The organism is Paenibacillus sp. 2TAB23, from assembly GCF_052115165.1.
Taxonomy (GTDB): domain Bacteria; phylum Bacillota; class Bacilli; order Paenibacillales; family Paenibacillaceae; genus Pristimantibacillus.
Map to the genome: position 1 here is coordinate 253298 of NZ_JBFRGD010000001.1, position 13164 is coordinate 266461.

7 protein-coding genes are annotated in these 13164 nt (G+C 51.4%); 1 reads left to right on the plus strand and 6 read right to left on the minus strand.

Going from position 1 to position 13164, the window contains the following annotated elements:
• Positions 1–106 precede the first annotated feature (106 nt).
• Positions 107–808 carry a DUF421 domain-containing protein gene (locus AB4Z29_RS01125; protein ID WP_441941328.1) on the plus strand — a complete coding sequence of 234 codons (702 nt, stop codon included), beginning with the start codon at positions 107–109 and terminating at the stop codon, positions 806–808.
• Between the two features lie 180 nt (positions 809–988).
• Here the strand turns inward: AB4Z29_RS01125 and AB4Z29_RS01130 are convergent, their stop codons facing one another.
• The 6 genes from AB4Z29_RS01130 to AB4Z29_RS01155 all read right to left on the minus strand — a co-directional run bounded on the left by AB4Z29_RS01130 (position 989) and on the right by AB4Z29_RS01155 (position 13160).
• On the minus strand, positions 989–2638 hold the full coding sequence (locus AB4Z29_RS01130; RefSeq protein WP_441941329.1) for an SGNH/GDSL hydrolase family protein: 1650 nt from the start codon (positions 2636–2638) through the stop codon (positions 989–991).
• Positions 2635–3678, minus strand: a complete 1044-nt coding sequence (locus tag AB4Z29_RS01135) for a DUF1835 domain-containing protein (protein ID WP_441941330.1) — start codon at positions 3676–3678, stop codon at positions 2635–2637. The genes AB4Z29_RS01130 and AB4Z29_RS01135 overlap by 4 nt, the downstream gene beginning before the upstream one ends.
• A 228-nt stretch (positions 3679–3906) precedes the next feature.
• Positions 3907–5577, minus strand: coding sequence for a hypothetical protein (locus AB4Z29_RS01140; RefSeq protein WP_441941331.1), 1671 nt, complete (start codon positions 5575–5577; stop codon positions 3907–3909).
• A 26-nt stretch (positions 5578–5603) separates the two neighbouring features.
• A complete protein-coding gene (locus AB4Z29_RS01145; protein ID WP_441941332.1) occupies positions 5604–7709 on the minus strand; it encodes a phage tail protein in 2106 nt (701 codons plus the stop codon).
• Between the two features lie 33 nt (positions 7710–7742).
• Positions 7743–10007 (minus strand): putative baseplate assembly protein, encoded by a 2265-nt coding sequence (locus AB4Z29_RS01150; RefSeq protein ID WP_441941333.1) that lies wholly within the window; start codon positions 10005–10007, stop codon positions 7743–7745.
• 57 nt (positions 10008–10064) lie between these two features.
• Entirely contained in the window at positions 10065–13160 is a 3096-nt protein-coding gene (locus tag AB4Z29_RS01155; protein WP_441941577.1) for a baseplate J/gp47 family protein, read from the minus strand.
• Between the last annotated feature and the right edge of the window lie 4 nt (positions 13161–13164).

A 13164-nucleotide genomic window follows, 5' to 3' on the forward strand; every position in this document is an offset into this window, starting at 1 on the left:
AAGGCAGCTTCTTCAAGTGAGGCTATCAGCACAACCAATTGTATGACTTTGGTAAAAAAGGGGAAGATACACTTTAGACAATGAGGGTAACGAAGGGACTGTACACATGGATTTTTTCAAAAGCCAAGAGTCGTTGACGGCAACGGGATGGATATTGCGCAGCATTGTCGGATTCGTATTTCTGATCGTTGCTGCCAAATTTATGGGCCAGCGTTCCATATCACAGCTTCGGTTTCTTGATTTCATTATTGCGCTGACGCTTGGCAACATTATTGCCCATCCGTTATCGGACGAGCATCTTGGGCTTAAAGGTTCCATGATTACGACTGTTTCTCTCGTTATCTTATATATTCTAGCGATCTGGCTCAGCCTAAAGATCCCGCTGTTAAAACAATTTTTCGATCCTCCCGCGATTATTCTTATTCAGGAGGGAAAGCTTGATTATCGAAACCTAACGAAAGCTAAGCTGCCTATTGAGTTCTTGTTCGCAGAGCTGAGAAAAGCTAATGTAGATGATATCTCAAAGGTTGCTTTTGCTGCATGGGAGCCCGGTGGAACGTTATCTGTTTTCATGAATACGGCTTTCCAGCCTATAACGCCAACTGATTTGAAGTTATCGACGGAACCCTTCAACTTGACTAAACCGATCATTGCGGATGGTCACATTGAACATGCTCTGCTGCGCGAGATTGGAAAAGACCGCGAATGGCTGGAAGCAGAAATACGCCCCCGCGTACTAAAGGATATAATTTTAGCAACGGTAGACAGCAAGCAGTCCGTTCAGGTACAAGTAGTTCGAGAACCTTAAACACAGTGCCGCAGCTTTGTGGACAAGAAGGTCAGATATGAGAAAAAAGGCATCTCGATGTTACATAAACAAGGAACGTCCGTTCAATCAAGCGGTGACAGCCTAAGACTTTCTTCATGTCTGCGGCTGCCATCGCTCTTTTTAGTTTGAATCCATCTAACTAATTACCTTGTATCTGGCTTAAGAATAAAGCCGAATGAACTCAAGTATTGGGCTGGGATTCTCTAGGCTATGCGGATGATGGCCGACTCCCGGCTTCACGATTAACGAAATTATTCCGCCTAACTCGCTGACTCTCTCTGCGAACGGAGCACCATTCTCGGACAGCGGCACCGGAATATCCGCATCACCTGCTACGATTAATATCGGTATATTCGTAGCGGCTAGCGCCTGCACGTTATCTATCGGAGAGAGCTTCGCCTCTGAAACGGTCTCTTCATTAACGCCGTAGACAGCCAAACACTCCTGCCATTCTAATTCCGATCTCGTTCCAGCACCTCTCCCGGCCGGCCAGCTCAATATGTCCAACACAGGCGCATCCAAATACAGCATCTTCACCTGACCAGGATAGGCTATTGCATAGTTACAGGAATATAGTCCTCCACGGCTAAAGCCGAAGAGCACTGTCTTAGGGGATAACTCGAAGGCTTCTGTGACATAATCTTGAAATACTCGCATATGTGCAACGGCACCCGGAGCTCCGTACATATCGCTTACATGATCATATGCGATTGCCCATCCCTGCTCTAATAGAGCCATATCCGCATAGGAAAAGGCATCAAAAAAGGAAGCCCGCCATATCCATGGCTTGCCTTCAGCGAATATTTTAGGTAATACGAGCAGGCCCTCTCTGCCCTCCAGCATAAAATCGATCCGTTCATAGCCTTTCCATAGCGAGCTGCGATGCGTCGCGACAACATCCAGCTTGGAAGCGATGTCCCGAATCTGTGCCGCCAAGCCTTCTCCCCGCTCAATGGCTATATTCAGTGGCAGCGCATCTGACTTGCTTGGATTGGTATGGCCGACATGCTCCTTCCACGCGGAGCTAAGCAAGCGATGCCGTTCCGAGACCGCTGCGAATACAGGTGACTGTTCCGGCTGCAGCACATGCTGCGGGACTTGCTGGAGCGATATATTAAATAATACACGAAGCAGCTCGCGAGCGATGACCCAGTGCCCCTCAGCACCTGGATGTATGCCGTCACCGGTTACATAATCGGGATCTTTCTCGCGCTTTTCACTCCATAGCTCAAGCAATGGATCGTGGATGGACACGACAGCATCTGCTCTGCCATGCAAAGTAAGCACCCAATCCGCATACCGCTTCAACACTTCCTCGTAATGGGCAAAAGGCGCATCATAGCTGTAGTCAGATTGGCCTTCTGGCTGCATCGGCGCGTCGTACGATACTGCATCGAATGGAGGCGGCGTCATTAGAATGACTTGGGCATCAGCGGCTTTGACAAGCTCGACTGCGCGGAGAATGCCGCTCTGATAAGCCTCAAATCTCTCGTCTGAGAATGGATAATAAATACCGTCATTCATTCCATAACAAAGCACGACCCAGTCAGGCTTACTCTCCTCTAACGCCCGCACCAAACGATCATGCACGCAGGGGCGCGGAAACGGATGCCTCGGCTCGCTCAGACCCGATGCTGTTTCGCTGCTTACGCCAAGGTTAATGAGTGTAATCTCATGCCCAGGCCAATGTTGAAGCAAATACGCATCCATGAAGGCGAGATACGTTCCCTCATCTGTGATGCTATCCCCAAAAAATACGATTTTTTTCTTATTCGGGATGACCGAGTCCTTCCCATAAAGTGGTTTCATTCTTTATTCCTCCTTTTGATTCGAACCTCATATTGATGCATCGCTACGGGAAGACCGCGGAAGGACAGGGTTCCAGCACTAATCAAAACCCAAAGCCGATATTCCATAAAGCCAAAGTCGATTAGCTGGTCAGCATGCTCCTGAAGATCGCCAATGACTGCACCCGCTCTTACATAGCCGTCGTTGATTGCCTGGCTTTCAAGTCTTTTTACAGCCTCCAAAAGCATGGAATCAAGCTCCTCCTCAGCTGCCGCCCTCACCTCACCATTCTCCCAAAATCGCAAAGTGTCCTTCCGATCAGACAGCTTCAGCCAATCCATTTCATATTGCTTCCGGCTGTCATCCGATAGGGCTGCTGCGAATTTGCTCTGCTCTATTGCCTGCATGTAAGCATCCAAATCCAGTAAACCTAGCGTGTATAATCGCTTTTCCTGCTCTGCCGCCAGCCCGTTTTGCCTAGAAACATTAATGACACGTATCGCGTTCCGTTTGCCTTTCAGAATATGCAACGCAAAGCGCAATCCAATCTGATCGTGAGCGTTATCTGCACACCAGATGTCGATAGATTTATGCTCCGGAATGGCGGAAAGCCGCTCGGTAATTCGTTCGACTTGATGCTCACGGTTAACAAGCTGGTAATGTGTATAATTCCGTATACGGTCGGCAAGCCACATATCCCGGTAACGTTGTCCCTCTGCATGTTCAAGCCCATGAATCGGACCTGTAGAAAATACTTCATTAAAAGCGATGACTTCATTTTCCATTCTTCTTCCCAGCTTGCTCAGCGCCACTTTAAAAGATCCTGCTGCCGATAAGCCGAAGATAAGATGAACGGTTGTTTTTCGCTGCTCTGCTGCACGGCGGCGAGACAGCGCAGCCGCAATGTGGCTGCTGCACAAATCAGCTGCATGCTGTGCTAAAGCCGCCTTTCCTTCATCTTCATGATTTAATTGGGAAAGTGACAGCTCAAGAAGCTCACTTAGAAGCTTTCTTGCCTCATAATCGTTAAGCTCCTTTAGCTGTTCGCATATGGATTCCACGCTCAACCTCCTTCAGCCTCTCTACTATGGAGCGCTTTCAATTAGCCACGTCATTCTGTTCTCGAATAGCCGCAGCGTACCTGTTCTTTCCAGCATCTTCAGCTGGATCTGCAAGTTTATAATCTATCTAGCATTATAGCTTATCCAACCCAGCCTACGCGTGGATAAACAAAAAGCTGTCTGAAAGATCAACATCTACGCGTCGATCTTCCCTACAGCTTATTTCTATTACTCCTGCTCTGAGGCTGCCGCCTCGGAGAGACCCTCGTCCGCGGGATCATCGGCTAATGGAGCAGCTTGCCCAGCACCCAGGCTTTTGAATGCCCACCAGCGTACTGCAATGACAGATGCCGCCGACTCCGTCTCTCCCTGCAGCTTCATTCCGATTCGGAACGTGCCTTTCTCTGGATAAACAATCGTTCCGAGCGATACATTCGGAATATCAGGCTCGAATTCGGTCCCCTTGAACACATCGCTTTGACCGTAATAAATCTTTTTCATCGTGCTTGTCCGATCTGCGAGCACTGTCCGATCGACTTCTTCAAGGCCAACGACCACCGAAACCTGACCTTCGCCTAACCCATGCGAAATTTCTTCGGATACGTAGTTTTTCTTGCCGCGGGAGAAAAAGAATCCGCCGGTCTTGCCAATTGATTCAAGCGCAACCTCCATCGTACCGGTTGCGATTTCGTCGTACAAATGCTGAGGGCGCGGAATGCCAAGCTTGAAGTCAAATTCATTGCGATCCGGATGATATTGCACATCCAGCGACGGCTTTGCGTCATATTCCAAATCATGCGTCTCGGCACTGGCATAAAATTTATTAAGCGACGAACCTCGAGAGGTTTGGGCTAACCGCTGCAGCAGCGATGTGCTTTCGATATATTCGTCAAAAGGCACCCGATCCACTTTCTCGATCATATAGGTTGGGCCCATTTGCAGCAAGCTGATTTTGGCTAAGCATATGCTTTGATCCGCAGCGCCTTCTACGGCCTGCTCCAACGTCCGCTCATGCCAATCCTTCAGAATACGATTCGCAACCGGCTCGTCCAGCACATCAATGCTGTGCTTGGCATTCGTGTCCAGCGGTATAGCTGAATCGCCAATGGTCAGCTTAGCCGCTTGGTTGGGAACGGACAGCTCTGCCTTCACGCCAGCTGTCTGCGGAGCTTTCACATGGAAGCTCACCGCATATTCCGTTTCCTGCGCATCCCCCGGCTCCACGAACACCACCTTAGTGCCGTCATGCCCGACAGAGGTGAAGCCTGAAGCCTCGTAATCATATTGGAACGCAATTCGAGGCGTTTGCAGCGTTTTCTCAACTACAAGCTTGACCTCGACAACCTCGCCAACATTGACATACTTAGGCATGCGCTGCGTAATCCGCACGTTCGCATCCTCATAGATCGTCACGACATTTTCCAGCAAACGGACAAATTCGAAGGAGGAAGGAGCAGGTGCCTCTTCGTTAATGAATAGGCGATAGGATTCCAGCACCCGATTATATTCGCTTACTTCATCGTTCCGAATAGCCGAATTGCCTACGGAATGCACGGGCTCTTTGCCCTTCTCATCATAAGCGACGCATAGGTAGACGTTTTTCTTGTACTCATTGTTCGTAAAGCCTTCAATCATGGACAGCTTGAGTGTGACGGGAGAAGGGATGACGAGCTCACGTCCGATATAATCGATGGCTACGCCCATTTCAACAGAGATCGTTTTGTCGTCAACAGCCACAACCTGCATGCCCGACAATACGCCGCTGCCGTAAAGCAAACGGTTCAGCAATCTTCTTTTGTCATTGAAATATTTCTGCTCAGACTCGAAATCGCGCACTGTAAGCAGCTTCCCGTAAAAATAACGATTTCTCTCAAATGGATACAGCCTCGATTTTTTCACCTGTACCGCTCCTTCGCGTTTTTATATTATTCCAGCTCTGAATCCATTTCTAAGCGTGTATGGACATCTAGGCGCTTCTCCATGCCAATATCTACGATTAGCGTATCGTTAGGCATCGTCCGATCAGGGTTCAGCTTAAGCAGCGATGGCTCCGTGAGCACCGTATTAATACCTAGGTATGTATGCAGATCCAAGTACATCCATGGCTGCAGCAGCACAAGCTTGGCTTCTGTGAAGGCTGGCTTCTGCTCTTCGAGCAATTGCTCGATCACGACGCGCTGCTTCTCGGACGGAGCTTGCTCCGGCTTAAGGAGCACGGTGAAGGTGTAAGGATCTCCCCCGTACAGCTGGTCCGTCAATTGACGCAGCTCCGCATGGTCACGCATCGCTTTCGTTTGGAAGTACTCCACAATCAGCGGCTTTACTCCCGTATAAATCTCAATGGTTTTCATTAAGCCCTGACGTGTGCCGCGGTAACGGTACAGCTCTGGTGCAGCCTGGATAAAAGTTTGCACCTGGTCATCCGTCCAGTAATCATCGGTTTCCAGACCAACCCAGGTTGCAAGCCACCGAAGATGCTCGCCGGTCGCCCTTTCCGGATCAATGTACCGAGATAAATCCTCGATATCCTCCTCGATGCCGGAGAACAACGTGCCGAATAATGATAAATAACGCTCAAGAAAATCGCGACTGGCCGGGTCCTCTTGATAAACCGCCGGCAAATAAGACAGATACGTGTCCCGAGGGAAATAAATGCGCATCGATTCTATGAGAGGCGTATATCGCTCCGAAGCGATAAACTCCATCTTTAACCATAAATATCGACCCTTTGCCCCAAAGAATAAAGCATCATTCGGATTAATAACGGGCTTCGACCAAAAGCCCTCAAGCCCTTTCAGTTTCTCGCGGTAAGGGATTGTCCGATCTGCCAGCCAATCATCAACCTTGCGGTAACTGCCGGCAATGATGCAGCTATCCTCATTTTGGCTGAAATAGGATACATGCAGCTGTGTGCCGTCTGGAATGAACGTTTCCAGCGCCATTTTGTGCCAGACTGTCTCTGCTTCGGCGCTGTCGAATGCCGTTGAGAGCCAAACCCCCTCCGGAACGCCAGTCTCCTCCATAAGCAATGTTTGCGGCTGCAGATTTAATATCGTAACGGTGCCATCCTCGCCGTTCAATATGTACATGCGGTCCTTATCGTCAATCAGCAGCTGGTCCGCCTTGCCCCGGAAGCCCGTAATGCGCCCGATGGTCTCCCCGGCAGCATTTAACTGTGTAATGAAGCGGTCATCCTCGCTGACTTGATCCATTTGACGCGTATCGCCTACGTACAGCTTTCCGCTTCCATCCGTGCAAAGCCCTGCGTAAGGCTGCGAAGGAAGCTCCCGTTTTATGTTTAATTGGCCATTCGCCCGAAAGCTGAACAGCTTGGCATACAAGGTATCGAATATATAAAGCTCGCCGGACGATGCAATGGTCATATAATACGTTCGGTTCAAATGTCTAAGCTTGGCTCGTACATGCTGCGTAAAAGCAGGATCGCTCCATACGGCTGCGACTGCTCCGCCCAGCGTGAATTGAATTATGCCAAGCTTCGCCCCTTCCGCAACCGTCGGCTCATCCGCTCCCGGATCGAGAGCAAGCGGTGTAAGAATATAAATATAGCGATCGTCAGCCGCAATGGCGAGGGGGTGCAGGGGGATCCCATCCGCCTCATCTCCCATTCGGGACCAAAGCGTCTGGCCGTTCCCGGTATGGTAGGCTGCTACCGTTCTTTCACTCGAGCGATCGGCTGCAATGAGAAGGTCACCAGAGGCAGCCAGCCTGGCATGTGAGCTAAACAAGCGATGGCCCTGCGTAAATAAGCGCTTATGGTCGGCATTGCGGCGGTCGTATATCCAGAGATCTGCACGCTCATCCAGCAAATACATATGCTCATGCTGAGAGACTGCGAATTCCTTGACCGGTGCAGTGCCCGTAAGCTCATTCAGTTGTATGGTTCCCGCGATGCCGTAGCGGCTATCGCGTTGAACGCCATATCCCGCGATATGATATTCAAGATTGTATCCCGTGCCGCGCTGCCAATCCTGCTCGCGGCTGATCGAGAAAAAGTGGTTTTGTCCGTTCATGCTGTGCCTCCTTTGCAGCCGATTACCACAATGCTACAGATGCGTGCGACTAATGAGTTCAATTTCATGCTGTCCCGAGAAAACGAGACCATGCGGCGGCAGTATAATGTCTCCGCCCGCGCTCTTCCTTACATGCGGACCCTCCGCATCGATCCATAGGTCCTGAACGTAGACGACACCGCTCCCAAGGCTCAATGCGCTATAAATGTCGCCTTTATACACGGAGCGGCCAAAGGTCCAGCCTTTTATCCCGTGTTCGCCATCAAGCGGACGCAGCAGTTTTTTCAAATGCTCAACCAAGCGTTGTCCTTCGTCCACGAACTGCGGCTCAACGACGACGACAGCATTCACCGTCACTTTAATATAGACGGGAGGAATAACATGCACCTCGGTCGTAACAAGCCTTCTCGTATCCAGATGGCGCTTTACGGTTTGCAGAAAACCAGCGCTGGGGGTTGGCGTATCCGTCAGGCCGAACGGGACAACGACGACAGATATTTGTCCCGGAGCGGTTTCCCTCGGATAATCAGCCAATCCTGGCTTAAATAATGGGATTGCATGTACTCTAGCTACAGCTACGCCAGGTGTCGCTCTAGCAAGCGTCTCGTAATCCTCGTTTGTGACAGCTCGGAATGTATGCTTAAGCTCCGCCTGTGCCCGCTGCAAAGTGAGCTGCAGCGTTTCAGCCTCTGCTCCGCCTGCTGCAAATCCAGGGTTGTCCGCTTTTATATGTAAAGCCTTCTGAGCCTCGTTCACCCATTCGGTAATGAGATGTGGCTTCACGTTGCCCCGATCTCCCCCTCCGAGCTCACAGGCTATGAGTACGATATTCGTATCGATGCTCGCTTCAGGAATGGCGCCTTTTTCTCCATTGCCAAAGTGAATCAGCCGCTTAGCCGGATCGTATATGAAATGGCGGTCCTCCGGTTTGGAGCGGTCAAATTCATCTACCCGCGTCCAGTCCTGCCACCGGTAAGCGCCTTGCGGCTCGGGCACGCCTACCTGCAAGCGTAAAGCGTCACGCTTCTTGCAAGACAGGCTGTACAGCTCAAAGGTCTGCTCCGGAAGTCCATTGCTTCGTCCAACCTGCCTGTACAGATCGAATTTGGCATCGCTCGCAATGACTCTTACCGTTTGTCCAGGTGGGGGAATTGCGCCTGACAAGCCGTCGCTGAACTTGACGGTCACGCTGTCCAGCGTTTCATGCCTGACAAGGGTAAAAACGGATGGCGGTCGGTCCATTGGAGGCAGATTCTCGAAAGACGGTGTTTCCTGCCAGTAGCGCCAAGCGCCGTCTGCATCCTTTACTTGAACGCGTATTTGTCCGAAAACGGCCAAATAGCTATCCATATGTATTTCTTCGTTCGGCTCTCCATCAACGACAAAATCGACGATTTCGCTTAAGGTGTCTTTCTGCTGGACGGCTACCGTATGTAGCATAAGCTGGCGTATGCGAGGCGGCATTTCATAGCCTGCCTCCTCAACCGTAGCGCATATCCAATAACGGGCCTGCTCACTGGCAGGATGTACCGTGACGCTGCGCATTTGCGATTTAATCGCAAACGTAATCCTTCCGCTAAGCGTCAAATGCAGCGTCTCGTCCTCGATCATCTCAACGGGCATCCAGCCCGCGGAGCCTGAAGACTCATCCCAGCAATAAGCCTTCCAGGAAAGGCGAGCCGACGGAGAAATAGCGGAGCGATTTACAACAAACTCCTGTTCCGCATCCTTTAACATGTCGAAGCCTGCTTCCAGCAGCTTAACGTTAATCGTTATTTGCTCTTGCGGCTCAAGCTCACGGTCAAAGGAAAGATACAGCTTCGAGGCTGCCTTCGCATCCTTGCCGAATGCATAAAAGGCGACATTCGCATGATCATTGGTAGCCGTAACATCATTTGCTTCCCGTTCAGTCCGGGTAACAATCCGTTCCAGCGCGAGCGGTACGAGCGAAATGGATGCTTCGGTCTCGAACATTTGATCCTCAGCCATCAGCTTCGATCCACGAGGCAGCGTTACCGCTTTGTTCACATTCGAAAAGCGCACGATCGCTTGCGCCGAGCTGGCATCCGCTGGCGCAATGCCCAGCAGATCCAGAAATCTGTGTTTGTTTCGATCTGGAACACGTCCAATGAAATATCGCTGCATCTCTGTCAGCCAGGCGAACAGCTCGATAAAGGTAATCCCCGGGTCATGCGCGTTCTCGTCCGTCCATTCAGGCACGCGTTTCGGAATAAGCCTTCTAGCTTGTTGAACAATTTCCGCATAGGTGCGGTCGTCCAAGGGCAGCCTTGGCAGCATATGATCTCTCCTTTCTCTTAAGGAATTGTATCAAGCTCAATGCAGGGATAGCTGCTGTTATTTAGGGGCAGGTATTGCTGTAATGGTATGTACTCCGTTGACAACAATACCGTGTATAACTTCATCCATTCGCGTTGGATCACATTCCGTCCTTACGCCATTTTCAATCTTAACCACATGCAAATACAGCCGCTCAATGTATAAAAGCGATCGGACCGCATGCAGCAGAGAATGCAGGACTGACACATGCAGCGCTTCGCCTATATTCCAGCCGTTTCCATCCACATTTCCCGTAACGGAATCGAGGAACGTATTCAGCTTTGCCGCGCAGGCTAGCTCTAACGGCAGCAGCTCGTCTACCGACTCCGTCGCAACCGTCGCATGGACGGATACCTCTAAGTATGCCGGTTCGATGACACGGATTGACCCGCTGAGGGAGACCATATTCGAAGCCGTCCGCGTCAGCTCCCGTTCGACTGCCTTGCGAAGCTCCGGAAACTGCGCCGCATTCGCCAAGCCGCCGGACGGGAAAGCAACAACCGTCATACATCCAGGAGAACGCTCCAGCAGACCATTGCGATTGCTGAGGCATTTGACCTTGGCAATTTGCGGGTAGGCTTCTCGGGCAATCCACTCCACATCCTTTGTCGTAACGGCCCGTCCGCGGTGCTTAAGCCGCTGCGGTCCTCGCTCGAGCACCTGCTCGACTCGCTCTGCATCGCCCCCGCCGATTGAAGGGGCTGGGTTGCTCACGCTGCTGATGAAAGCAAAGGGGAGCACCATGCCTGTAATTTGGCCGGCTTCCACATGGCCGCTGGCTCCGCTGGTCGTTTTGAACCGAACGCGGACCGTTTCGGCTGTATCGGAGGAAGGCATCTTCCCACGAACGCCATCGCCAAACTGCAGCGTGCCGCCGGCATGATCCGGCATATAATGCTGGTCAATCGGTCCTGATTCAGCGAGTGATGCAACCGGCTTCCATCTCACCCAGAAGCGCTGGTCATTGCCGTCTCCATCCCTCTGCAGCATGTAACGGTCGGGTTCTGCATCGCTTAGCGCGATTCGGTCCATTGGCGTGACATGCTCGAGTTCATCCACCCATACTTCTTCTTCTATATAAGCGGTTGGGGCTAAATGTACGAAACCATCAGACGGAATCGTGAGCTCCTTCTCCTGACTGATCTGCTGCCTGACGGATACAGCATTCAAATGCATGCTCTTTGCAATCGGATTGCTTGGATAAGAATCTCCAAGCGTACTATCCCGATTGATGACCCGTATCCAAAATCGCTCCCGACCGAACAATCTTGCCAAAACCATTGCCGGCGGACCCACAAATTGTAATTCTCCGCTTACCGTAAAGGCTTCCGTACTGTCAACGACCTTGAGCGGCTGCCACACGTAACGGCCAGCTTCGAGGCATAGCGCCTCCCATTCCACCCATGGCGGCTGATTGCGCACCGAGAATCTTCGCTCCAGCTCGATATGCAAACGAATCGGTCCTTTTAACGGAGCCATGTCAAAGGAAGCATACATCGCGGGATGACTCGCTTCAATCGGTTCAAACAGCTTGAATGACTGCCCGCCCTGCTGAGCCGAAATCGTTCGGTCACGATTGTCGATATTGCTTCTCGTAAAGGCATGCTCCGGCATGAACAAGGTTTGCGATCCATGCGCATATGACAGCGACGGCTCGCCTAACCACGGCGACATATATTCAACAACGGGAGCGATAATCGGATCGGTCTGCAGAACCCGTGCCCGGATCCAATAATCGGATGCGCCGTTGACAAAGGTTTGCGTCATGTCCTCGGGACAGATGAAATCCAGCGTGAAGCTTCTCTCGCTTTGCTCGGGCAGTTCTGCGAACATGCCGCCGTAACGCTCGCTGCCCGGCAGCCTTGCCCAGTTGCCTCCATCCCAGTACTCCCATTGCACGCTCCGAATGCAAATACGCGGCGGGTCCTTCTCGTCAAAGTCCGAGGTCCGCATGACCATCTTCCATTTCACTTCCGGATCCTGCGCCATACGAAGCCTGCTCGGATTCGCTTTCGCCTTGAACGACAATTTAATTTTGCTCTCGCGCTTGGTGAATGCTTCTTCACAGGACAAATAAAATACGGAATATGGAACAAAATGCTCGCCGAAAGGATAGAAGCCATCGCGCAGCAGCTCTGTGTCATTAAAGTACAATGCGCCTGGCTGGATGCCAACGTCGTCGTTTGCAGCATCATGAGCAGCGCGCAGCCTGATCTTGTCCATTTCCAAATGCTTCTTCAGCAAAGGAGAAGCCGCACCTTGGAGCTGCTTCAGCGTACAGCGGATCCAGCGGCCGCTTATGCCTTCATGCTCCGTCTTTTCAAGCTTTCCTGCTTGTTTCTTATGTAATACGACCATATTTCCGGCAGCCGTAGCCGAATCGAAAGCCACCCAGTTTCCGTTGGAGAAATAAGTCCACTCTACCCACTCCGACGCAAGCGAAGCAGCTAGCTCCGGCTCTGAATACCGTTTTTCGGTATGGTGAACATTCAGGTAAAAGCGATTCGGACGATTGACTAGAAATAAGTCGTCATGGCGAATAAAGAGCGTATGCTCCTGCTCATTCTGCTTCGAGCTCGTATCAAACAGGCTGACCGGCTCTGCAAGGCCGCCTTTCAGGCGATCGCCGTATTCGATCGCGGCAGTTGCGATATGATCCCGCTCCGGATGGACGTTGATCCATTCCATCAGCTTGGCAGGCGTTGCAAGGAGCACCTTCTCCGTTTCAAATACAAGCGGCTCACCGCCTTCTGGATGAGGAGCAGTCAAAGCAATTCCAGCAGGCAAATATACCGGATCTACCGCACCCTCGCTAAGCTGAAAAACAACCGAAGCGCGGGCTGGTCTAGGCGGCTGCAGTTTGACCTCAATGAGATCAAGAAAAGCGAGAAAATGATTAAGCGGTGCTTGGTTGAGCCGCTTGACCGTTCCCTCCAGCATCTCGGCGGTCAAATAGGCGAGTCCCGTCCCCGCATCCGGCTCTTCTTGCGAGAAGCGCCATTCCGGCGTGTAATGCGGTGCCATCTCCTTCAGCTGAGACATAAAGGAGGAGAGCGTATTATGGTTTATTTTTGGCGGACGGTTGTCACCGCCCTTACTTCCCCCGTGCTTCATCACG

Excerpts from the sequence above, each read along its gene's own strand:
- AB4Z29_RS01125 (WP_441941328.1), top strand. The coding sequence starts at position 107 with ATGGATTTTTTCAAAAGCCAAGAGTCGTTGACGGCAACGGGATGGATA.
- AB4Z29_RS01130 (WP_441941329.1), bottom strand. The coding sequence starts at position 2,638 with ATGAAACCACTTTATGGGAAGGACTCGGTCATCCCGAATAAGAAAAAA.
- AB4Z29_RS01145 (WP_441941332.1), bottom strand. The coding sequence starts at position 7,709 with ATGAACGGACAAAACCACTTTTTCTCGATCAGCCGCGAGCAGGATTGG.
- AB4Z29_RS01150 (WP_441941333.1), bottom strand. The coding sequence starts at position 10,007 with ATGCTGCCAAGGCTGCCCTTGGACGACCGCACCTATGCGGAAATTGTT.
- AB4Z29_RS01155 (WP_441941577.1), bottom strand. The coding sequence starts at position 13,160 with ATGAAGCACGGGGGAAGTAAGGGCGGTGACAACCGTCCGCCAAAAATA.